This is a genomic window from Enterococcus sp. AZ071 (genome assembly GCF_050499065.1).
Classification (GTDB): Bacteria; Bacillota; Bacilli; order Lactobacillales; family Enterococcaceae; genus Enterococcus_A; species Enterococcus_A ferrettii.
Map to the genome: position 1 here is coordinate 1,961,116 of NZ_JBIPAS010000001.1, position 23,885 is coordinate 1,985,000.

General features: G+C 39.4%; 20 protein-coding genes and 2 tRNA genes (1 of these 22 running past the window's edge). 8 read left to right on the top strand and 14 right to left on the bottom strand.

Going from position 1 to position 23,885, the window contains the following annotated elements; genetic code table 11:
- Positions 1 to 7: 7 nt before the first annotated feature.
- Together thiI and IGI49_RS09685 are read right to left on the bottom strand one after the other, a co-directional pair.
- Positions 8 to 1,219, bottom strand: a complete 1,212-nt coding sequence (thiI, locus tag IGI49_RS09680) for a tRNA uracil 4-sulfurtransferase ThiI (RefSeq protein ID WP_429964317.1) — start codon at positions 1,217 to 1,219, stop codon at positions 8 to 10.
- 40 nt (positions 1,220 to 1,259) lie between these two features.
- Entirely contained in the window at positions 1,260 to 2,402 is a 1,143-nt protein-coding gene (locus IGI49_RS09685) for a cysteine desulfurase family protein (protein ID WP_429964318.1), read from the bottom strand.
- A gap of 248 nt (positions 2,403 to 2,650) precedes the next feature.
- Between IGI49_RS09685 and IGI49_RS09690 the strand changes: the two genes are divergently transcribed.
- On the top strand, positions 2,651 to 4,078 hold the full coding sequence (locus IGI49_RS09690) for a DUF1958 domain-containing protein (RefSeq protein ID WP_429964319.1): 1,428 nt from the start codon (positions 2,651 to 2,653) through the stop codon (positions 4,076 to 4,078).
- Positions 4,079 to 4,200: 122 nt separating this feature from the next.
- Here IGI49_RS09690 and IGI49_RS09695 read toward each other — a convergent pair whose 3' ends face one another.
- Entirely contained in the window at positions 4,201 to 5,922 is a 1,722-nt protein-coding gene (locus tag IGI49_RS09695) for a septation ring formation regulator EzrA (protein WP_207700945.1), read from the bottom strand.
- A 310-nt stretch (positions 5,923 to 6,232) separates the two neighbouring features.
- Between IGI49_RS09695 and IGI49_RS09700 the strand changes: the two genes are divergently transcribed.
- On the top strand, positions 6,233 to 7,585 hold the full coding sequence (locus IGI49_RS09700; protein ID WP_207700944.1) for an aspartate kinase: 1,353 nt from the start codon (positions 6,233 to 6,235) through the stop codon (positions 7,583 to 7,585).
- Positions 7,586 to 7,605: 20 nt separating this feature from the next.
- Here IGI49_RS09700 and IGI49_RS09705 read toward each other — a convergent pair whose 3' ends face one another.
- The 3 genes from IGI49_RS09705 to IGI49_RS09715 are packed head-to-tail and all read right to left on the bottom strand — an operon-like array spanning position 7,606 to position 9,813.
- Positions 7,606 to 8,124: an HAD family hydrolase gene (locus tag IGI49_RS09705; protein WP_429964320.1), complete on the bottom strand. Its 519-nt coding sequence runs from the start codon at positions 8,122 to 8,124 to the stop codon at positions 7,606 to 7,608.
- Positions 8,125 to 8,132: 8 nt separating this feature from the next.
- On the bottom strand, positions 8,133 to 8,969 hold the full coding sequence (locus IGI49_RS09710) for an HAD-IIB family hydrolase (protein ID WP_429964321.1): 837 nt from the start codon (positions 8,967 to 8,969) through the stop codon (positions 8,133 to 8,135).
- Between the two features lie 13 nt (positions 8,970 to 8,982).
- Complete coding sequence (locus IGI49_RS09715; protein ID WP_207700941.1) at positions 8,983 to 9,813, bottom strand: DUF72 domain-containing protein; 831 nt, start codon at positions 9,811 to 9,813, stop codon at positions 8,983 to 8,985.
- A gap of 162 nt (positions 9,814 to 9,975) precedes the next feature.
- On the opposite strand from IGI49_RS09715, the gene IGI49_RS09720 reads away from it, so the two are divergent.
- Positions 9,976 to 10,950 carry an asparaginase gene (locus tag IGI49_RS09720; RefSeq protein WP_429964322.1) on the top strand — a complete coding sequence of 325 codons (975 nt, stop codon included), beginning with the start codon at positions 9,976 to 9,978 and terminating at the stop codon, positions 10,948 to 10,950.
- 59 nt (positions 10,951 to 11,009) lie between these two features.
- Here the strand turns inward: IGI49_RS09720 and IGI49_RS09725 are convergent, their stop codons facing one another.
- From IGI49_RS09725 to IGI49_RS09755, 7 genes are all read right to left on the bottom strand, one after another.
- A complete protein-coding gene (locus tag IGI49_RS09725; protein WP_207700939.1) occupies positions 11,010 to 11,741 on the bottom strand; it encodes an acyl-[acyl-carrier-protein] thioesterase in 732 nt (243 codons plus the stop codon).
- Positions 11,742 to 12,569: a fructosamine kinase family protein gene (locus IGI49_RS09730; RefSeq protein ID WP_429964323.1), complete on the bottom strand. Its 828-nt coding sequence runs from the start codon at positions 12,567 to 12,569 to the stop codon at positions 11,742 to 11,744.
- 13 nt (positions 12,570 to 12,582) lie between these two features.
- Positions 12,583 to 13,365, bottom strand: coding sequence for a tyrosine-protein phosphatase (locus IGI49_RS09735; protein WP_429964324.1), 783 nt, complete (start codon positions 13,363 to 13,365; stop codon positions 12,583 to 12,585).
- Positions 13,366 to 13,527: 162 nt separating this feature from the next.
- A complete protein-coding gene (gene recQ, locus IGI49_RS09740) occupies positions 13,528 to 15,303 on the bottom strand; it encodes a DNA helicase RecQ (RefSeq protein ID WP_429964325.1) in 1,776 nt (591 codons plus the stop codon).
- 105 nt (positions 15,304 to 15,408) lie between these two features.
- Entirely contained in the window at positions 15,409 to 16,734 is a 1,326-nt protein-coding gene (locus IGI49_RS09745) for an aminopeptidase C (RefSeq protein ID WP_429964326.1), read from the bottom strand.
- A 51-nt stretch (positions 16,735 to 16,785) separates the two neighbouring features.
- Positions 16,786 to 17,766: an acyltransferase family protein gene (locus tag IGI49_RS09750; RefSeq protein WP_429964327.1), complete on the bottom strand. Its 981-nt coding sequence runs from the start codon at positions 17,764 to 17,766 to the stop codon at positions 16,786 to 16,788.
- A 130-nt stretch (positions 17,767 to 17,896) separates the two neighbouring features.
- Positions 17,897 to 17,970 (bottom strand) — tRNA-Asn (locus IGI49_RS09755).
- A gap of 107 nt (positions 17,971 to 18,077) precedes the next feature.
- Between IGI49_RS09755 and IGI49_RS09760 the strand changes: the two genes are divergently transcribed.
- The 4 genes from IGI49_RS09760 (at position 18,078) to IGI49_RS09775 (ending at position 22,159) form a co-directional block, all read left to right on the top strand.
- Positions 18,078 to 19,271 (top strand): serine hydrolase domain-containing protein, encoded by a 1,194-nt coding sequence (locus IGI49_RS09760; protein ID WP_429964328.1) that lies wholly within the window; start codon positions 18,078 to 18,080, stop codon positions 19,269 to 19,271.
- A gap of 51 nt (positions 19,272 to 19,322) precedes the next feature.
- On the top strand, positions 19,323 to 19,862 hold the full coding sequence (locus tag IGI49_RS09765; protein ID WP_429964329.1) for a GNAT family N-acetyltransferase: 540 nt from the start codon (positions 19,323 to 19,325) through the stop codon (positions 19,860 to 19,862).
- A 570-nt stretch (positions 19,863 to 20,432) separates the two neighbouring features.
- Positions 20,433 to 20,505, top strand: a tRNA-Thr gene (locus IGI49_RS09770).
- Positions 20,506 to 21,562: 1,057 nt separating this feature from the next.
- A complete protein-coding gene (locus IGI49_RS09775; protein ID WP_429964330.1) occupies positions 21,563 to 22,159 on the top strand; it encodes a LysM peptidoglycan-binding domain-containing protein in 597 nt (198 codons plus the stop codon).
- Between the two features lie 48 nt (positions 22,160 to 22,207).
- Here the strand turns inward: IGI49_RS09775 and IGI49_RS09780 are convergent, their stop codons facing one another.
- Positions 22,208 to 22,855: an HAD hydrolase-like protein gene (locus IGI49_RS09780; RefSeq protein WP_429964331.1), complete on the bottom strand. Its 648-nt coding sequence runs from the start codon at positions 22,853 to 22,855 to the stop codon at positions 22,208 to 22,210.
- 134 nt (positions 22,856 to 22,989) lie between these two features.
- Between IGI49_RS09780 and IGI49_RS09785 the strand changes: the two genes are divergently transcribed.
- Positions 22,990 to 23,885: the 5' portion of a ring-cleaving dioxygenase gene (locus IGI49_RS09785; protein WP_429964332.1), read on the top strand. It continues 79 nt past the right edge of the window; 896 of the gene's 975 nt are visible here — the first part of the coding sequence; the start codon lies at positions 22,990 to 22,992; its stop codon lies off the right edge, out of view.

Genomic DNA, 23,885 nt, shown 5'->3' on the forward strand with positions numbered 1-23,885 from the left:
TTTTCGTTTATAGTAAATCAGCAAATTCCTCAACTTGTATTTCACTTTGAGCTGCCGAAATGACTTCGATTTTTAACCCCTCCAAACAGCGAGCCATCATCCCATCAATATCCAAGCGTTTTTCCAATTCTAAAACCTTAACCATTTTAGGACGAGTTTTTGGTTGTGGTGGAGCGAAAATTGTGCAGCAATCTTCAAAGGGTTGAATCGCTAATTCGAAAGTGTCAATTTTTTCAGCCAATTCAATAATTTCCGTTTTGTCCATTGTTGCTACTGGACGAATAATTGGGGTACTGGTTACTTCGTTAATTGCTACCATGCTGTGCAATGTTTGTGAAGCCACCTGTCCTAATGATTCCCCATTAATAATTACCAAACCGTTGCGCAGTTCACGAATCGCATCGGTGATCCGCAACATCATCCGGCGAGTTAAAGTCATCCAATATCCCTGCGGTGTATGCTGCTTGATCTCTTCTTGAATCTCAGTAAAGGGAACCTCGATAAATTCGATGCTGCCGCCATAAGGAGTCAGTTTTTCGGTTAATTCTTTGGCTTTTTGCAAAGCTTGATCACTGGTATAGGGGGGACTAGCGAAATGGACTGCTTCTATCTCTACGCCTCGCTTCATAGATAAGTACCCAGCAACTGGTGAATCAATCCCTCCAGAAAGCATCAACATGCCTTTGCCGCTGCTTCCTACCGGTAAACCACCCGCGCCCTTAATCGTTTCATAGGATAAATAAGCGCCATCTCGACGAATTTCTACCCGCAGGTTGATATCAGGGTGTTTCATTTGAACCTTAATATTCGGAAAACGGTCCACCACAACTTTACCCAAAAATTGCTGAATACCATGACTATCTAATTCAAAGAAATGATCACTGCGTTTAGCAGTTACTTTAAAGGTTTCCTTACCCGTATAGATAGTTTCCATAATTTCCTCTGTGGTCGCCTTTAAAGCAACCGTGTCTTTTTCTACTCGGATACTTGGTGAAAAGGTCTGGATACCAAAAACCTTTGTCAATTTAGGAATTATCTGTGTGCTGTCTTCCCCATTTAAAATCAAATGCATCCGATCACGATCAGCATGAATCTTAATTGCTGGAAAATCAACTAACGCACCCCGAACATTTTGAGCCAATTGCATAATAAAACTACGACGGTTTTTTCCTTTAGTGGAAAGTTCGCCATAACGAACCATAATTTCTGTATATTGCACGATCATTCTCCTCGTTATTCTAATTTTTAAGCAGTACCTCTTAACTCATTTTTGCAAATTTCTCATATAAATGATTGAATACAATCATAAACTGTTCTGCTTCAGCCATGGTATTGGCCTCATCCAAGCTTACCCGTACAGCTGTAGTTGCTTGGTATTCGGGGACTCGCATAGCATGCAACGTTGAGCTTTCTACTTTTTTTCGACTGGAACAGGCACTGGTAGTCGAAAGGTAGATCTGCTTTTCCTCAAAGGCATGAACCATTACCTCTCCACGAATTTCCTTTACACCAAAGCAAAGAATATGTGGAGCGAACTGGTCATCACCAGAAAAAATTGTCACCTTTTCATAACTAGCTAAAGCTTCTAATAAATACTTGCGAATAGTTCCCGTGTGTGTGGGACGTTGCGCAATTTTTTCCAAGTATAAACGCAGTGCTTTGCTCATAGCCACAATTCCTGGAACATTTTCCGTAGTACTTCGCTGGTCACTTTCTTGTCCACCACCGACTAACAACGGCTCAAGTTTTCTACCATTTTTCCAATAAATGAAACCTACTCCCCGCGGGCCGTGAAATTTATGAGCAGAGAAAGTCGCAAAATCTACTCGCGGAGTTAGCCAGATCGAATGATCAACCTTGCCAATTGCTTGGACGGCATCCACATGGAAATGGATTGTCGGATACAAATCCAACAACTCACTGATAGCTCCAATCGGCTGGATAGCCCCCATTTCATTGTTCACCGCCATTACTGAAACAAGAATCGTATCAGGACGAATTAAAGCTGACAGCTGATCAACCTCAACGAAACCTTGTTTGTTCACTGGCGCAACACTCACTTCAAAACCTAATGTTTCCAATTGATGAGCTGCTCGACTAACAGCAGGATGTTCCACACCGGAGATAATCAGATGCTTGCCAAATTCCTTTTTAGCTAAAGCAGTACCCTTAATAACCCAATTGTTTCCCTCCGTACCGCCGCTGGTAAAATAAATCTCATTCGTCTGAACAGACAACAGTTCAGCAGTTTGCTTTCGTGCCTGCTGCAATAGGCGTTGCGCCTGTGTACCCAGATCATGCAGACTGGAAGGATTCCCTATAATCCGTTGACTGGTTTTTACATATGTATCAAGTGCTTCTGGAAAAATATTCGTGGTCGCACTATTATCAAAATAAATCATTTTACAACTTCCCTTCAAAAATTCCTACTTATTATAACGGGAATCGTGATGCGCTTCAAGCGACTTTACCAATTTAAAAAGATTCTAACCCCTTTTAATCCAGATATTTCAAGTATTTTGCCTCTGATTACTGACAGCGTACAACTCTTTTCACTAAATAGTTTACTTGTTTTAGAAATTATCAAAAAAAGTTGCGGCAACTTATGCTAAAATAGAAAAAAACAGAATTAAGGGAATGGAGCAAATCTGTGATAAAAAAAGTTTTAGCATTACTCGTTTTAGTTGGTTTAGCCAGTTTGGCGTCACCAGCCTTTGCTGAAGAAGATATTTTTACTATTACACAGCAGGCTGGATATACAGAAGCCTTAGAAATTAATAAACCTAAAGCTTCGATTGTGATTGATGGTACACATGGACAAATTTTATGGAATGAAAACCCTGATATGGCCAGAGAACCTGCCAGTATCTCAAAAATGATGACCGTTTTTCTTGTTTTTGATGCAATAAAAGAAGGTAAATTAACGTTGGATACTACTATTAAGGCCACGGAAAATGATCAGGCTATCAGCCAGCTCTATGCTATTAGTAATAGTAAAATTGTCGCAGGTGTTGATTATCCGGTCAAAGAATTATTAAAGATGGTCACCGTTCCATCTTCGAATGTAGCCACTGTAATGTTAGCAAATGCCATATCTGAAAATGATGCCGGGGCCTTTGTTCGCAGCATGAATGCAAAAGCTCAAAAAATCGGAATGAAACAAACGTCCTTCTATAATTGCAGCGGCGCTTCAGCTGCCAGCTTTGATGGTCTTTACAATCCAGCAGGATTTGATCCTTATGGCAGCAATATTTCTACAGCCCGTGATTTGGCTACTATGGTCTTTTACTTGGTGAATGACCATCCTGAGGTATTGGAATTTACTAATAAACCGAACGTTACCACGATGACTGGCACCCCATATGAAGAAAGTTTTGAGACCTATAATTATTCTTTACCCGGTGCTAAATATGGGATTGAAGGCGTCGATGGCTTGAAAACCGGTTCAGGTCCAAGCAGTGCTTTCAATTATATTGCAACAGCTAAGCGTGGAAATACTCGTTTAATTGAAGTTATTTTAGGAGTCGGCGATTGGTCTGATCAAGATGGTGAATATTACCGTCACCCATTTGGTAATGCCCTCCTTGAAAAGGCCTTTAAAGAATACGAATATCAGCTAGTTTTACCTAAGGGAAGCCACACAATTGATGGCAAAGATATTCAGTTGGCAGAAGATTTTTATGCTGTGACTAAAAAGGATGCTCAGCCAGTGGTGTCGATTCAAGACGATCAACTGGTGTTAGATCAAGGCTTAGATCAAGCAGCCGATACTATGCCAAAGTTGGCAACGAGTTATAAGGCTATTGAACGAACCCAACCCTTGAAGGAAGCTAAACGTCCTAGTCTGCCAGAAACTTTAGGAAAAACTGCCTCCACTATGAACGAGCCTTTCCATTTAATTGCTATTGTGGTGATAGGATTGGTCTCATTGCTTATTTCACTGCTACTGCCAGCTAAAAAATCCATAGTCAGTACTCGAAGGAAACAGAGTTCTTCTTTAGTATTACTCTTACGCATTATCGGTATGTTATGCCTATTTTCGGCCGCTGGATTGTTCCTGCTTAACATTTTTAAATAGCACAATACGACCTTTTATCAGGTCGTATTTTTTTGTTTATTTTTCAAAAAGACACCTTTTTACACATCTTAATTTGCGCTAACTTTTTTTAAGAACAAAAAAACCAGACGACAAGCGTCTGGCTAAGCAAGTTCACGGTTATTAAAGTAGAAATCTTCGATACGTTTGAACGCACCTGGCTCAACACGTTCTAATGCTGTACCAATTTCATCTAGCGCATCTTGATAACGATAATCTTTGTTAAACAGTTCTAGACTGTTTTCAATAGCAGTTTTTATCTCAGGATGAGTATGACGGTATCGATTCGCGTACTGCATCATTTGTTCAGTTAATGCAGCGGCGTCAACTAAGTCATTGGTTTTTTGGTCCAATAACTCCATGTCTTCATCACAAAGACTAACCAACTTATTGATTTCTTGCATATTGATTCGAATACGGTTCAATGACTTACTCAATTCTTCCACTCGATCGGTTGCGATAAAGAAAAACTCTAAATAGTCACCAGGAAGTCCGGGCAGCCGTTGCTGCTCTACGTAACGTTTCAGGTTACGTAACTGGAATTCATACGTATCAATTCGTTCAAGAGCAATACGTTCGCCCTTGCGCAAATCTTGCAAGTCGTTATCAATTTCTACCTGTTTGGTTTCAATGTCATCTAGAACTTTGAAAGCATCCTGGTAGAAATTTTGAATCTCAGAATAAGGAACGTCATGCTTGTCAATCAAGGGTTCCATGTTGCGATTGCGGCGTTCTAATTCTTCAATTTCTGTTTGGAAGCCACGGGCCCGCCCCAACTCGTTGTTGTTCAACGTATAACTTTGGGATGTGTGGTCCAATTCGATCATTAGTTGATGATTATTGCGTGATGCATGCTGAATGTATTCACTGACTGTTTTGCGATTAGTAATAACGTATTGTTTCGCTTCGAACTCTTTTTCTAACGTGTCGTACAAGGCGTCAATTAAATTGGCGGTTTCTTTGTTCGCCGCTTCAACTGTATCTAATTCTACTTTTTCCAAATCTTCTGCAGAAAGCTTCATGCGTTTTTTTACTTGTTCAATCCGTGCTTCAAAGTTTTCTTCGGGCAAGACATAATTATCATCCAGCATTTTATTGTAGGTTTTTTCAACTTCTTCAACTTGTGCCGGGAAGGTTTTTTCCAAGTCTTCGTAAAGAGCTGGAACTTTTTGCATGATGGCTTGAACATCGTAAACGTGTTTTTCCGCATCGTCGAGTACTTCTCGTGCTTCTACAGGATCACCGGAGGTATTTAATGTAACAAATTGAGTGAATTCAATTTCTACATTTTTCACTTGCTTTTCAATCTCTGGTAAAGCATGACCAAAGTTTTCGCGATTGTCCTTTAAGTCCTTTTTCAATTCCTCAAAGACATCCAGTGCTTGCTGTACGGCTAAAGAATTGCGCTCTTCAGTTTCACGCAGCTCTTTTAGTCCTTCGCGGATTTCCGCAACTTCCTCCTCCATTTCTTTCATGGTTCGTTCAGCACTTTCGATAGCTGATTTGCCCTTCATGAAACGAAACGTTTCATTCTGGCTCTCAACTTCAAAAATCTGACTTTCCAATTCAGCAAATGATTTAGTCGAAACATCCGTCCATTTCTGGTTCCATTCACGAAAAGTATTTTGGCTTTGACCTACGAGATGCATTTTCTTCACTTCATCAACTTCCTCAACTACTGGAAGATCAAACAGTGATTCCTTGCGTTTCTCTAGTTCTTTTAACCGTTCTTGATTCTTCTTTCTCATTAAATAGCCAATCAAACATAGTATTGCCACTAAAATAATGATCCCAATGACGATACCAATGATAACGTTACTTCCCATGTATGATTTTCCTTTCGACGTTTAGAATAAGTTCGTTCACTATTTACAGTTCGATTATTCATCCGTTTTTTCGCAAAAACATCTAACCTAGATTATAGCACAAACTATTCGTTCCATCACTAAATAGTTCGTAAAACTTGGATTTTCTTACAGAAAAAAAGCCTTCCTTCCTGTGACTATTCCAACTGAAGAAATTAACTAAGTTTTTTGCAAAAAAAATGATTTCCAGCGATTCTCTTGGAGACAGCTCTTGAAGTTCGTGTCAATTTCAGCTATTATTAGATTCACATTAAAATAAGAGGTGATCAGAGTGAAAGTAATCAAATTCGGAGGGAGTTCAGTAGCTTCTGCCGAGCAATTAAAAAAAGTCTTAACTATCGTTAAAGACGATCCCAAAAGACGCTTTGTCGTGGTGTCTGCTCCTGGTAAGCGTCACGATGAGGATAAGAAGGTCACCGACTTATTAATTGCTTATTATGAAAAAGTATCCACTAAGCAAGATACTACTTCACTCATTGAGGAAATTGCAGCTCGCTATGGCAGCAACGCCCAGGAACTAGGGTTAGACGCAAGCGTCTGTGAAGCTTTCGCGACAGAATTAATCGCATTGCAGAAAAACTTCAATGAAGAAAATCCGTATGATTTAGACAGATTCCTGGCAACTGGTGAAAACTTAAATGCTCAGCTAATTGCAGCATATTTCCAAAATGAAGGATTGAAAGCTCGCTATGTCAATCCAAAAGAATTAGGGATTATCGTCACCGACGAACCCCACAATGCACGTATTTTGGACGAGTCTTATGATAAGATTTATCAATGGCATGATACAGATGAAATTTTGGTGATTCCTGGCTTTTTTGGTTACACCAAAGATGGCAAACTATGCACCTTCTCAAGAGGCGGTTCTGACATTACTGGTTCGATTGTCGCCGCAGGTGTAAAAGCAGAAATCTATGAGAACTTTACCGATGTTGATGGTATTTTTGCAGCAACTCCTAAGTATATTCATGAACCAGCTTTAATTGAGCAACTAACTTATCGAGAAATGCGGGAGTTGTCTTATGCCGGTTTTACGGTCTTCCATGATGAAGCCTTGATGCCATCATTTAAAGCGAAAATTCCTGTTGTCATTAAAAATACCAACAACCCATCGTGTGTTGGCACCTTAATCAAAGAATCTTATGATCGAGAAAATCCTAATCGAGTTGTCGGTGTTGCCAGTGACCGCGGATTTTGCAGTATCACAATCAATAAATATTTGTTGAACCGCGAAGTTGGTTTTGTCCGTCGTGTTTTACAAATTTTAGAAGAACTGAACATCAGCTTTGAACACATGCCTTCAGGAATTGATACTGTTTCAATCATCTTTAGAGAATCTCAGTTAAATTCTGAGCTGGAAAAACTACTAATTCAGGAGATTACAGAAAAAATTCAGCCTGATGACCTTGAAATTGAACATGGCATTTCCGTTATTGCCTTAGTAGGGGAAGGAATGAAATTTCATACCGGTATCACAGCAGAAAGCTCTGCAGCGTTAGCTCGTAAAAATATTAATCTCCGCATGATCAGCCAAGGCGCCGATGAGCGAAGTATTATCTTTGCTATTCAGGGAGAACAAGAGCGGTTAGCAGTTCGTTCCCTATACTATACTTTCTTTGATTAAATTAAAAAAACGCCAGATTTTTAAAAATCTTGGCGTTTTTGTTTATCTAATTCAGCTTGAATCAATTTTTCAGGAGCATAATCCTGCTCCCAATTTTCTGGTTTCAATACCTTGTGAGTATCTGGATGATAGTGAGGTTTGCCATCAGGGAATAGTTTCCCCATGTTGGCCTGATGAACAATCTCAAAAATCGGCTGTGGATCTACCCCAATCAGAGCAAAGGATCCATAAGTAAAATACAGCAAATCTGTCAAAGCATCAACCTCAGCGGTCAACTGATCTGTTACTGGTTCCTGCTTATCCAATATCTTTGTCTTAGCTTGCTCAATATTCTCGTGCAACTGACCTATCATTTGATCAAACAATACTTGATCGCCTTTGGCTGCACCGTATACAAATTCGACGATTTCTTCGATTTTAAAGCCAGCTCGGAAAGCGGCCCGCTCAGATGAAAAAGGCGTTGGCTTTTCAGGCGGTTGCGGTTCAAACACATGATGAAAATTTTTCGTCATTTCGTAAGGATCAAATTGATTCTCCATATTGCCTCCTAAATAATTTCAAAATATTTCAATGCTTTATAAATGCCATCGTTCTCATTAGTATCGGTAACGTAATCAGCATGAGCTTTGGTTTCTTCTTCTGCGTTCCCCATAGCCACCCCTATTCCTACGCCCTTCAACATTTCCAAATCATTCAGATTATCCCCAAATGCCATTACTTCACTAAAAGCAATATTGTTGGCTTCCAAAAATTTTTGAATCCCTAACAGCTTAGAGCCGCCTTTAGGAATAATATCAACAGAATAGGGGTTCGAACGCTGGAAGGTTACATTCGGTAAGCGTCGTTCCAGTTTTTCTGTTTCTGATTCAGCACTAAATAATACACATTGATAAATTGGCTCCTGCAAAATACTTAGTCGAGCATAACGTTCTTTACTGCGGTTAGGACTGAAGGATTGCAACAATCCTTTAGTCGTTCGAACCGGAAACCAACTTGGCATCATAGTTGCCACACGTTTTACCCAACCAACCTGAGATAAACGCATGATATAACTCCCATCCACCCGATGGCGACCGCCAAAAATAATTTGGCGGTGCTCCTGATCAGCAAAGGTCACAATTTCCTTTAACACATCTGGTTCAAAGGCATGCTGGTAGATATCTTCTTCTCCCTGATAGACCAGCTGTCCATTATAGGTCACAAACATATCCATCGTCAGACAGTCTATCCGTTCAGCTAAATGAACGGGACCTCTGCCAGTGGCAACCCCCACCATTATTCCCTTTTTGCGGGCTTGTTGGATAGCCAGGCGAGTACTGTACAAGGCTTTAGATTGTTTAGTAACTAATGTTCCATCAATATCAAAAAAAATCGCTTTGATCATGGCCGCTCCTTTTTTAAAATAACCCTAATTGACTAGGATTGAGTCCTTCATCTTGAATATCTAGTAGTTCTCTTAATCTTAAAGCATTTTCTGCTGCATCGCCACCTGAATTATTATTAAAAATGACGGCAACCTGCTCACTATGGTCCGCTACCTTCCTAACAGCATCAGCTAACTCCGAAAGCTCGGCTTCACTATAACGGTACAAAGTCCGCTTTTTACGCCATTGGGGATCACGACTTTTCCAGTAGGCTTGATTTCTTCCATGAAAGCGAAACAAACTAAAAGCTGTATTGGTAACTGTTAAATCTAAGGGAATTGTATCGGGAAGCTCAGGTTCATCCACCATCGTTAAGCTGAAATTCAGCTTTTTCATAAACTGATAGGTTTTTTCTTTGAATTCCGGACTGTACCAGCTGTAGTCTCGTAATTCTACAGCAATCGGTAAATCTGGAAACAGCTGACGCAAGGTTTGCAAATAAGCAATATTTTCCTTGGTACATTTAAATTGTGCGGGAAATTGTGCTAAAAAACAATATAGTTTTGAACTTTCAATTAGCGGACTCATGACTTCCAGGAAATGCTGCTGCATCTCATCGATTGAACCATAATGATCCTGCCATTTTTCTTGGCAAGTAAAACCAGAATAAAATTTCACCACAAATCGAAAGGAATCTGGTACCTGAGACAGCCAATTTTCGACAGTTTTACGACTAGGTAACCCATAATAAGCCGTGTCCAACTCAACCAATGGTAAAAATCCTGCATATTCAAACAGCGTTGTTCTGGGTTTCCCAGTCAACGTTTGATGTTCATTAAAAGAAGTTAATCCAATTCGAATCATAAAGACCTCCAAACTCTTTTCTACATAGTATACAATAATCGTAGTAAAAAAAGAGAGAAAATAGTATTCTAATGAAAAAGGCTTTTCTTATACTAAGATACATTTAGTGGCAAGTGGCTTTCTCCTACAGTTAATATACAATAAAAAAAGCAGGTGAATGAAATGAAACGTATTCTAATTTTACATACCGGCGGAACAATTTCCATGAGTGAAGATGAACATGGTGCTGTTCGCCCTGATGAAAAGAACCCCCTGCTGGCAGCCGGCCAGAAGCTGGATGTTCCTAAAGATGTGGAATTGGTAGTCGAAGATTTTTCCAATCTTCCTTCTCCTCATATCACGGTTGAAATCATGTTTGATTTGAAGGAACGCATCAAAAAAGCTGTCAACGAAGAAATTGATTGCGTAGTTATTACTCATGGAACCGACACCTTAGAGGAAACCGCTTATTTTCTAGACGTAACAATTGGAAATCTGATGCCTATCGTACTTACTGGTGCGATGCGCTCTATTAATGAATTAGGTAGTGACGGTCTTTACAATTTTCAAAGTGCCATTCGGGTTGCATCCTGCGAAGATGCAGTTAATCAAGGCGTGCTAGTGGTTATGAACGATGAGATCCACAGTGCCCGTTATGTAACGAAAACCCATACTACCAATGTTGCCACCTTTCGTACCCCGACTTTAGGGCCCGTTGGTCTGGTAACTAAATCAAAAATCCTCTTTATGCAAGAATTGCCGACAGCGACTCGATACGATGTCGCTTCAATTGATGCCATGATTCCAATCATTAAGGCTTTTGCCGGTATGCAGGGAACCTTCTTTGAACTGCTAGACCATGCAATGGGAGTTGATGGCGTTGTAGTGGAGGCTTTGGGCGCAGGAAATTTGCCACCTGCTACGCTACCTTCACTGCAAAATCTATTAAATAAGGATATGCCGATTGTTTTGGTTTCTCGTTGTTTTAACGGAATTGCTGAACCAGTCTACGATTATCGTGGCGGTGGCATTGAGCTGGCAGAAAAAGGCGTCATCTTCTGCCGAGGTATCAATAGTCAAAAAGCACGAATCAAGCTGCTGATTGCCATGAATGCTAACTTATCTCAGGAGCAACTGAAGCAATTTATGGAGGAATAATCAAATAGACCTGAAGGATCACTTCGCTTCACACAGCGGAGCATCCCATCAGGTCTATTTTACTTCGTTTTCCATTGAATATTGGCTTCGCAAGCCAGTTGATCTCCTACTCGAATTTCATGCAAGGTTTTGCCGTTCTCTTCATCCACCTGATAAACACTAGTAATATCGTTGCCATATAAAATTTCCTTATCAAATTTAACCTTGGCTGCCACTGGTATATGGTTCACCATAAAATCGTAGCCCAATACATCAATCATCCAGTTAAAATACATAGCATTGTTTACATGATGATTGCTGTCTAAATCGTAAAAACGAACATGGTACAATCGACTTTCACCATCTGACACTGGTTCAATTTTCTCCCAACGCTGGATTTTTTTTACCTGTGGTGCTTCATAAGGAGCCATTAGATCTGGAGAAACACTGCTCATTTTTCGCTCCTTGATCTTCATCAAAACAAAAGCCATATCTATTTTTACCAACTGTGTACCGACTTCATCATAAATCCAAAAGCTGCGGTAGCAAAAAAACTTGTTGAAAGCTGTCGGTTCGGTAACAACCGTTATTTTTTCTCCTACACGAGGCAGCTGTTCAATGGAAATTTCTGTCTGAGTAATTACCCAGGTTAAGCCCAATTGATTGATTGCCTCAGTCCCTCTTTCCAGTTCATCGCTTTGATCAGAAGAAGATTTGATAACCACGCTCAGCATAGCTGGAAAGGTCATTGTCTGATTGATATCACATTCATAATAGGTAACTTCATGTTGCATTGAATATTTTTTACCCAATTACTTTCCTCCTAAAATCCGGTCCACCGCACCGCCATAGCTTTCGCCGAACAGATTTAAGTGGACTAATAAATAATATAATTGATAGATGGGAATCCGTTCCTGCCATCCTTGCTCCAATGGATACACTTCCTGATAGGCATCAAATAATGTTTGACGAAATCCGCCAAACAGCTGCCCCATTGCAATATCCAATTCACGATGACCGTAAGAAACTGCCGGATCAACAAAGATTGCCTGGCCTTGAATATCAAAAAGGGTGTTGCCGCTCCAAAAATCTCCATGCAATAACGAGGGTTTGAATTGCAGATTACTCCACTGAGTAAGCACCCGTTCCTTTAATGCATAATAAGTCTTCTCCCGTTGACTTGTCCAATGATTTCGTTGCTTGGCGATTTCAATTTGAACTTCCAGTCGGTTAGTAAAATAGAAGGACCACCAATTCGTGCTTTGAGTATTAATCTGAGGCAGCAGCCCTAGATAATTGTCTTTTACATAGCCAAAGGTTTCCTGCTTTTTTCCATGTATAGCAGTTAATGCTTTACCGATGTCACTTTGGTCTCCTTGTCCAGGTTCGATCCATTCCATCAACAAATAAGCTGTTTGATTATGAACACCCGTTGCAAAGGTTTCCGGAACACGAACTACTTCTCCCAGTTCTTTTAAGCCCTCTACTTCAGCCTGAAAAAAAGCTTCTGTCATATTGGGATGCACTTTTAAGAAATAATCCTTGGTACCATCTGTTACCCGATACGCTTGGTTGATGTCCCCGCCACCAATGGGCAACGGGCGATTCTTCAGCTGTAAATAATTCAGTAAGCTTTCCATCACTCCTCAACTCCTAAACAAGATATAGTTGCTGCAAATCTTTTAAGTCTTGTTTTCCTAGTCCGATACCATTCTTTAAATAGCCATCCATATCGCCATAGTGTTCAGCGATCAACTGGTAACTGGTCTTCAAGTATTCGGATTTGGCCTTCATCATATCGTCGATTCCGTACATCATTTCTTCTGAAACTCCAGCTTTTTTAGCCTGCTGTTTAATTTCCTCGACTTTTTTTTCTAAAAATCGGTTGGTTTTTAAATAGTCGGCAAAAATAGTTTCCTGATCTACACCTAGAGCACTTAGCATCATCGCAGCACCAAACCCAGTCCGATCTTTACCAGCTGTACAATGGAACAGCACACTTTCATCCGCCTTTTCATTCTTTAACAAAATTTCGAAAAATTGATTGTACTGCTTGTGGATATGCGGCATAGTTACAAAATTACGATAAACCTCCAGCATTTGATCGTGAGCAGAATAGCCCTGCTGCATCTTCATCATCACTTCATACGGGGAAGCTGAAACTGCCTTCTCCTTAACCGGAAAAATAGGCAAAGCAATATTTTCAGCCGTTGGAATTGGCTGATCCGGTTGTTCCTCCCGTTCTGTTGGTGAACGGAAATCAACTACTTTTCGGATACCATAGTCAGCCAAGTAAACCTTGTCTTCATCAGTTAATAAATTGATCGTAGCTGAACGAACCAATTTTTGCCTGGCAACGGTCCGACCATCTTTGGTTTGATACCCACCTAATTCACGCATGTTCTCAGCACGCTTCACTGCTAGTTTCTCTCCCATTTTACGTCCTCCTTTTTTTATTAATAACAAGCGAAATTCGCTTGTTGAATGTTTTAATAAGCCAAACTCTAAACAGCAAGAATCCTATCCGAGCCGTTTTCTTGCTTTAAAGTATAGCACAGAAAGTAAAGTAGAGAGTTTGCTTCATTAGATCCAATCCACCTACACTTCTCTATTTCTCTGAACCAGCAGCTGTTTTTTTAAAATTTCTAGAAAGGCAGTGCCGTACTTATCCAACTTACTTTGACCTACTCCCTTAATTTGCAGCATTTCCAAAGAGGTTTGCGGTTGTTGCTCTGCCAACTCCTGTAGGGTTTTGTCGGAAAATATAATGTAAGGAGGCAGATTTTGTTCTTGAGCCAACTGGGTCCGTAAACTCCGCAGCTCTTCGAAAAGCTCATCATCTACCTGTAAAGTTTTCACCGCATTTTGCTTGCGGGTGACTTGCTTTTTCCCTAGCAGTACATTAATCCCCAAGGGTGAAATTGTTAATAGCGGAAACTGACCTTCTGTTAAAGTGAAGCAGCCTTCTGCAGTCAAATAATCAATCAATTGCGTAACTTCCTTTTGGCTCCAGTCCCGCATTAAACCATAAGTGGACAATTGCTCGAACTGCCATTGAGTAATTTTCTGATCCTTCGAGCCCGTCAGAACCTTAGCTACTAACCCTTTACCAAAGCGTTCACCCATACGCTTTACACACGACAGCACTTTTTGTGCATCCGTTGTAATATCAATCACTTCTCGTGAATCTGTACAGTTGCTGCAGCGTCCGCAATCTTCACTGTCCTCACCAAAGTAACGTAAAATGTAACGCTGCAAACACATTTGCGTATGAGCATACTGATCCATCTCTCGTAATTTATTGTATTCATTTTTTTTATATTCTTCATTACCCTCTGACTGATCAATGAAAAACTTTTGCACCTGCAGATCCTTTGGGGCATAAAATAAGATCGCTTCACTTGGTAAACCATCGCGTCCCGCCCGACCAGCTTCCTGATAATAGGATTCCAAATTGCCAGGAATTTGCCCATGAATGACAAAGCGAACATTACTCTTGTTAATTCCCATGCCAAAAGCATTGGTAGCCACCATTACCTGCACCCGGTCAAACAGAAAATCCTCCTGGTTTTTCGACCGATCACGTTCGCTCATTCCACCATGATAGCTGGCCACTGCGATGTTTTGATTTCGCAACAGATGATAAAATCGCTCTACTTCTTTACGAGTGCTAGCATAAATAATTCCTGCCTGGCCTTTGTTTAGCTTTAAGTATTCCATCAAATAGCTTTCCTTAGCATCCTTAACTACCTGAAAAGTTAGATTTTCCCTAGCAAAACCAGTATTGATTTGATTGTCTGTCGGAATCTGCAACAACTGAAGGATATCATCAGCAACATGCTCAGTAGCTGTAGCAGTCAAGGCTATAATCGTTGGTCGTTGAGACAATTCTTCGATTGTTTCTGCTAACCGCAAATAGCTTGGACGAAAATCATGCCCCCACTGGGAAATACAGTGAGCTTCATCGACAGCCAACAGTTCGATTGGTACATAGTGAAGCAATTGTCGAAAAGAAGCTGATTCCAATCGTTCTGGCGCTACATACAGCAATTTTATTTTGCCATCCACGGCCAAACGAATGCGCTGTTGAATCTCTGGATTCGACAATGAGCTGTTAATAAAAGCCGCTGGAATACCCATTTCATTTAAGCTGTCTACTTGATCCTTCATTAACGAGATCAAAGGTGAGATAACAAGGGTCAAGCCTTCCAAAACTAACGCTGGCAGTTGATAACAAACTGACTTCCCTCCACCTGTAGGCATAATTCCTAGTACGTTCTCATGATTTAAAATTTTTGATATGATTTCTGCCTGACCCGTTCGGAAACTGTCATAGCCAAATTTTTCTTTTAGTAATTCCGTTACTCTATTCATCTTTTTTCCTCACATTCCTATGCTTTATTATACGCGATGAATAGTCATTTTTGTTTAAAAAAATAGACTCACCCTAACGGAATGAGTCTATTACAAAGAATTGCTTTAAGCAAGAGCTCCCATTGGATCCCAAGGCGCTAAAACAATCGGCTCAGCCTCAAAAGCCGCCAATTGTTCAGTTGTTAAATATTCTTTACGAATAACAATTTGGTAAGTGTACTCATCCATCCAGTCATCACTCATGACGAAAAAGCCCTTTTCCCCTACTTTTTCTCCCCAACTGTTTTCTACTTTCCATTTTGTACTTTTGCCATCTAGCATATCCACACCGGTTAACACCATGGCATGAGTCATCAAGCTATCACCAGAATCTAAGCGTTCTGCTTTAGTCATGGTAAAATCAGCTTCAAACAAATCATCTACGTCAAAGGCATTTAAAGCCATAATCCCAGAATCCCGAGTAGAAGACTGCCCAACATCACAACCAAACCAAACCGATTCACCGTTCGCCAACTGTTTTACAGCTAATTGTTTAAACGTATTCATATCAAGATTTAGATATTTTACTGTTGAACCTCCAACAACATTCCCCAGCATCGATACCGTGTAACTGCGATTGTAAGGCTTGTCAGCTGTCGGTGCATTGATAATGCTGACATAGTCATCTAAATTCACTCCGATATATTTATCGTAAAAGCTTTGAGGTGTCAACTTTTGATCAATATGGTAGTTTTTCTCCTCATCCCGATATTCAAAATCAAATACTTCAGGTGGTGTACCTAGAGCGGTTGCTAGCAAAACATATACTTCCTGCAACATTTCTCCACGTTTTGCTTCAATAGTCGCTTTATCTTTTTCAGCAGCTAATTTGCGCAGCTCTACTGCATGCTTGCGCAACAATTTATTCAAATATTTGTTTAAATCTCTTGAATTGGAGCTGTTGCTGCTTTCTGGCATAATTGTCTTAGGAACTACCCCATATTTTTTAAACAACGAAACAATCATATCCCATTGTCCACCATCTTGTTGTGGTGTTTGTAGTAAAAAAGCCACTTCTCGACTGGATGTTTTCTGATCAGCAGTAGCTAAAATATTTTCATAAAAAAAGTTGGCTTTTTCATACTTGTCCCAGAAAAAGGTATAATTTTGTGATAATTCAAAATCCTTCAATTTAAATTGCTGCAGCATCTTATGCCGAAAAGTATTCAACGCTGCAAACATCCAACAGCGACCAGATTGTTTTTGATTGGCAACCTTACCAGTAGCTAGATCAATTGAGAAAACTGGCGTATTTTCTACATGGGCAACCACGTTTTCAGCTGAAGCACTAATGCCGTTTTTAACAACACTTCGCTGCAATGCTACCTGTTTTTGATTAGCTAAAAAGTTATCACGATAATGTTTAGTCTGTTCTTGCGTAATTTTTGTCATAAAAAAAGCCCCCTCCACGCTCATTTTACGCTTAAGAGACTTGCTTGACAATTAATTTAAAACCGGACGTAAAACTTTCTGCTTCCCCTTTTCAATCCACTTTCCAAATCGTTCGCTGGATAACGCTGCTGTTAGCAAAACGCTGGAAGCAAACAGAATTGCTAATCCCCAGATACCCATCTCCACATCATCGGCACCAATAGCACGCAATCCTTTGACCAAAAAGCCATGAAGCAGGTATACTGTCAACGTATTTTTCCCCCACTTAGAGAAGAAATACTGACCTTTTGGCACTAGCATGAAGAATGCCGTAATACCAATTAGGCCTAAAAGAAAGAACAGCATGCGCTGCGGTCCTCCTAAAAGAGGATGATTCAAATAATCTTCATAAGGCTTTGATCCAAAAACCCAATACTTATTAATAAAATCATTGGTTTCGATCAAAACAAAAATTCCTGCAAATAGAGCAATTGCTACCCATTTTTTTGGTGCCGTCTTAATTCTTGCGATCCAGTTGGTAGGTAACGCATATCCTACCATGAAATAAGGAAAGAAGGTCAAGGTACGCTGTACAGCCAAGAAGCGACCAAAGAAAGGTATATAACCTACAACCAAGGCGACAAGGATACTGCCGATCAGAACTTGCTTAACCGAAAATCGCTGACATAAATACAGCATGCAATTCCAGCAGAATAGGCTTAGTAAAAACCACAGAGACCATTGTGGCGTTGTTATGCTGAAGCTAAAGGACTCCTGCAATCCAATCAGTGTATAATAAGCCGAATACAATAGCTGAAAAAAGATATACGGCAACAATAATTTTTTTACCAGCTTTTTCAACGGCTTCGGTTGCCCTTTGGCAAAATAGCCTGAAATTAAAATGAATGCGGGCATGTGAAAGGTAAAGATAAAATAATACAAATCGCTATAGATTCCTTTATCCTCGATAAATGGTTGAAACAGATGTCCAAAAACCACTAAGATCATTAAGAATAATTTCGCATTGTCAAAATAGGCGTCGCGTTTTGCCATCTATTCGCCTCCCTCACATTTAGTATAAAAGGTTTATCTTTCTTTTGAAAGAAATCTTGAAAACAATCTAAGAAACTTCTTATTTTCGTCACAAAAAAAAGAGACAATCTTTACGAATTGTCTCAAGCAACTCCGGCAGTAGGACTCGAACCTACGACATCATGATTAACAGTCATGCGCTACTACCAACTGAGCTATGCCGGAAAAAGAATACCTGTTCATGATACCAATTTTTATTTTGAATGGCAATAGATTTAATCCAATTTCTTTCTATGTTTATTACTCATTTTATTTGTCAGGAGCGTGTCAAAATGTATCGTCATAGTCGAAAAAGAAAAAAATATCCCATTTACATTGCTGGTGCCATCCTGGTTCTTGCTGTGGGCTTTCTTAGTGGAGAATATTTATCTGCTCGCCAAGCGGCAGTCGCCCCAGTACCGCAAGCAGCAAATCCACCGATTACCAAACCAACAACTACTTTAGCAGTGGAAACCCAGCAAACGATCGAACCTCATGACAAATTGGCCGATTCCTTGCAGGAGCAGTTAGTTCAAAGAAATTTCAGTGGAACAGTTCTAGTCTATCATGATGGACATTTAATTTTAAACAAGGCCTATGGTTGGAAAAATCAAGAGCAACAGCTTCAAAATCAAGTTTCAACCCAATATTGTATTGGTTCAGTTGAAAAGGGACAAACTGCTTATTTATTAATGGAAGCAGTCAAAGCTGGAAAGGTGCAGCTGACGGATAAATTAAGTCAATATTACCCTCAAATCAAAAATAGCGAGACAATTACTTTGCGCGATATGCTAAATATGAGCTCTGGTTTGAAGCTCAACGATAAAATCAAAGCTGAGCCTACTACAGACGAAAAAGATATATTGGCTCATGCAATACTGCAAGCCGAGGTCGGTGAAAAGGTCTATTCCTATCAACCGATCAATTACGTTTTACTGACCGGGATCATCGAACAAGTAACTGGTAAAGATTATTACGACCTATTTAATCAGCAGATTACCAAATCTTTTCAACTAAGCCATACTAGCTTTGCTCAGGATCATTCAGAAGAACAAGCACGTTCCTATCAAGAAACTAACGGAACAGACACTTTTACGAATGAATCAGCAGCCAGCTATGCTTCTGAATTGGGAACGGGTAATGTGTTTATGTCTGCCGGCGATTTATTTTTGTATTTCCACAGTCTTCTTTCTGGCGAAAAGCTGGCTACACAGGACCGGGAGACATTGTGGGAAAATTATCCAAATGAACAATATGCTGCTGGAATTTATAACATGTCCAATCATTACCATAGCCGGGGGGTAAAGGCCAATTTTGAAACAATTGTTAATTACTCTAAGGATGGACAAAACGCTATAATCCTTTTATCAAATAAGCATATCGAAAATACTTCTTTTAATGAATTAGGCGATCAATTGTTTAATCAGCTGGTCCAAGCAGACGAAACAACCGCCAGCAATAAATTGTCAACCTCCGCTAGTTCCTAATGGATGCACATGATAGGATAAAGATAATTAAAAATTATTAGGAGGAGTTTTATGTTAGACAAATCAGTTCCCTACATTCCTTTTACCATGACTCGAGAATTTGATGCCCTACCCTTGCCCAGCTATCAGCTACCTGAAAATTATCGTTTTGTTTTCTACAAACCTGGCGATGAGCAAGCTTGGGCAGTCATTGAAACCGCAGTAGCCGAATTTGATTCTACAGAAAAGGCTCTGAACTATTTCCACAGCTCCTTTGCGCCTTTCTCCAGTGAACTGCCGCATCGGATGCTGTTCATCGAAAATTCTACAGGAAAAAAAGTAGCCACCTTTACCGCCTGGCGATCAAATGATACTCACAAGCCGCGACTTCATTGGTTAGCTGTACTGCCTGAGGAACAAGGAAAAGGCTTAGCCAAAGCACTGGCAATTCGTGTAACAGAGCTACTCTACGAACTGCATCCAAACCAAAAGCCATACTTAACCACCCAAACTTGGAGCCATCCAGCTGTTAGACTGTATCAAAAATTAGGCTACGAGATTTTGCAAGATGAAAATTATCCACAAATCACAGAAATTCTAAACAACCTATAACTAAAAAAATGATACGAACTATACAGATTAGACCTTGTCACAAGGATCTTTCTTTATAGTTCGTATCATTTATTATTCCTTTCCAGTAGAATCAACCTATCAAAAATCTCCTCTGCCTTTTGCCGTTTCACAAGATCTACCCGCAAAGCAATTCTATCGCCGCTTTCCACCAAATTTTTCCTGTCCCAACAGCTAATTCCATTAAGTTCATCTAATTCTGTATAAGCATACATTATCTCACCATTTTCATAGAGAGATCGATGCTGTAACGAATCACCAAAGATCTTTGTATATCTCGAGAGTGCTTCCTCACACTTTCCAATAAATCTCACATATAGGTATTCACATCTCATCACTTGCTTCTAAACATAGTTTGACAGATAAGGCTTTAGCACAGAATGTGAAGACATTCCCGCTTCCTTTCTATTTAAAAAGCAGCCTCACACCTGATAGTGTCAAATTATTCCCAAATTAGCCACTTTCTATCTTCACTTTCATTTAAAAAAGAAGAGAAAAAATATTGACAACCTACCATATATTCGGTATTCTATATCTTGTGTTCAATAAGATGCCGCCTTAGCTCAGCTGGTAGAGCGCCACCATGGTAAGGTGGAGGTCGTCGGTTCAAGCCCGACAGGTGGCTCTTCTAAGAACCTTGAGAGATCAAGGTTCTTTTTTTACTTTCAAAATATGATCTGTAAAGAATCTTGACTTCTCAAGATTCTTTTTTTCACTCTCTTTTCTAAACAAACACCATGATTATCTTCACTCATTAAAATAGAGTTTCGTATACTAGAAACTTTTTGGGCAATGCCTAAATATTCTTCTTACCATTTGATCTTCCTTAGAACTCATCAAAGCAAAAGCAACTATCCTTTCTGCCAATAATTTTCTTTAAATACGACGTGTATCGTCCACGCTTCAAAATTATCTGCTGTCAAAGTGTTGATACTAACTTAAAACGACAAATCCCCATCACTTACTCTAAAGAATGTATAACAAGTTGCCTGACTAAAAGATCCTATCCTCCCAAAACTAATTCGGAAACTTTTCTATTCGATAAAAATTTTTATAGTTAAAAAATTTATTTAGGATCAAATGAAATACAGTACAGAGCAGATAAATTCCATTAAACAATCTAAAATACAACGTGTTTACCAGATCATCTCCTAACAATAGATTTGTCTTTTATAAGTAAAGTTATTGTTGTTCTACCATTTGCTATCTCCAATAAAAAATAAACGCTTTCTTTTTTCAGCCACATTATGAAGTACTAATTATTTCCTACTATCCTTAAGTAAACTACTTAAATAATTTAACGTTTAAAGCTTTACCGGATGAACTTTGATAAAAGCCCGTTACTTAAACTTTTCTTATACACTAAAAGCCTAAAATTTCTTGTGATTTCCTTTAGATACCTTTACAGAATGATGTCAATGTATCAGTGACATGACTAAAAAACGAACGTATATTCCCTATAAAAATAGTCACATAGTCTGATACAATACTGTTTAAAACGCTTTCTGCTATTTGTTAAAAATTTCAAAAAAACCATTACATTAGTTATTTTGTTACATAATTACACCACCCTGTAACCTCTTGTCATCGGTCTTTCACCTATGAAATACAAAAGGATGTTAAAGTATGAATCGTAGTCGAAAGTATCAACTCGACAAAAACTTTTTGGAGGAATTTACTAGATGAAATTCGGAAAAGCATTATTACTTAGTACAATTATGGCAGCAGGTGCTGCATTGGCAATCGGAACAAATGACGCTCACGCAGCAGAAACTTACACTGTTCAATCAGGCGACACTTTATCAAAAATCTCAGCTAAGTTTACTGGCGACAACAGCTTGGTAAACTCAATTGCGACCAACAACAACATCACAAATGTTGACTTGATTTTTGAAGGACAACAATTAAGCATTGATACTACTGCACAAAATGCAGCGGCTCCTGTCCAAGAACAAGCAGCTCCTGTTGAGCAAACGCAAACAACAGCAGTGGCACCCGTTCAAGAAACAGCTCCTGTTCAAGAGCAAGCAGCACCAGCAGTACAAGCGGCTCCTGCAACTACTTCGTCTGCCAAAGAATGGATTGCTCAAAAAGAATCTAGCGGTTCTTATGATGCGACGAATGGCCAATATATTGGACGTTACCAATTAAGCTCTTCATACTTGAATGGCGACTATTCTCCTGCAAACCAAGAACGTGTAGCAGATCAATACGTTGCACAACGTTATGGTTCATGGGAAGGCGCTCAAGCTTTCTGGTTAGCGAACGGTTGGTATTAAAATAGATTAATCAAAAAGTCGAAGAATTCATTATTCTTCGACTTTTTTTTAGTTAAATTGCTTAGCTGCTTCAGGAATTTCTAATGCCTTTTTGACAATTTTATCCGCACCAGCCTGCTCTAGTTCTTCACGGTTTCCAAACCCATAAAGAACACCGATACTAGCTAAACCGTTCTCTTTAGCACCTTTGATGTCAAACTCACGATCTCCCACCATGATTGCCTCTTTAGGTTCAACTGACAAGTGAGTTAATGCATCCTTTATAATAGCTGCCTTTCCTTCCCGCTTTCCATCCAAATCTGCACCAAATATCCCAGTAAAATAAGATGTAAAATTCAGATTTCTGATAATCTGCTCAGCATAAGGTGTCGGTTTAGAAGTAGCCAAGCCCAAGCTATAATGCTGTGAAAGCTCTACTAATGTCTCGAGGATACCTGGATAAACCTCCAATTGCAAAATACCATAAACAGCATAATAATCTCGATAAATCATGACAGCCTTTTGAGCAGCCTCTTTGTCCATACCGTATATATTATTTAAAGACAAGCTCAAAGGCGGGCCAATAAACGTACGTAATACCTCTTTATCAGGAATTTCAAGCTTTAGCTCCTTCAGCATATAAATAATTGAAGCCAAAATACCCTTACTTGAGTCCGTTAATGTACCATCCAAATCGAATAGAATAACTTTTTTCATCGAATTCCTCCTCTTTTTCTTTCATCCTAGCTTTCTTTCTAGTAATTAGCAATAGAAAGCTGATTATTTGCTTTAATCAGTAATTACTCTTATACTTACTTTTAGTAAGATAAATTATCAAGGAGGAATTACTTATGGACACACAAATTCGCGGATTACACCATGTTACAGCAATGACTTCAAGCGCCAAAAAAAATTATCGATTCTTTACAGATATATTGGGCTTACGGATGATCAAAAAAACCGTCAATCAAGACGATATTGAAACTTATCACCTATACTTTACAGATGACAAAGGTGCACCTGGTACAGATATGACCTTTTTTGATTTCCCAGGTATTCCTCAAGGAAAAAAAGGAACCAATACCATTTCACGTACTGGCTTCCGAGTACCTAGCGATGCTTCATTGGACTATTGGGCAAATCGTTTCAACCAATTGAACATTGAACATGGTGAAATCAACGTACGATTTGGAAAAAAATATTTGGTTTTCAATGACTATGACAATCAATTGTTCCAACTAGTTTCTGATGAAAAAAATCAAGGAGTCACCGCTGGTACACCTTGGAAAAATTCAAACGTTCCTGCTGAACATTCAATTGTTGGCTTAGGACCCACTATTGTAACAGTATCAAACTTTGATCACATGAAACTTGTTTTAGAAAATGTTCTAGGTTTTAAAGAAACCGCTGAAGAAGGTAGCCTACATCAATTTGAAGTTGGTGAAGGAGGAAATGGCGCAACAATTATAGTCGACTTCAGAGACGATCTACCACCTGCTCAGGAAGGTTTCGGAAATGTTCATCATTTAGCTCTGCGAGTGGCTGACGATGATGCCCTAAAATATTGGATCAAAAAAATCAATGACTTAGAGTTCCCAAATTCTGGTTTTGTTGATCGCTTCTATTTCCAATCAGAATACTTCATGGCTGCACCAAACGTTTTATTTGAACTAGCAACAGATGGCCCTGGTTTCTTAGAAGATGAATCTTATGAAACTGCTGGAGAAATTTTATCGTTGCCGCCATT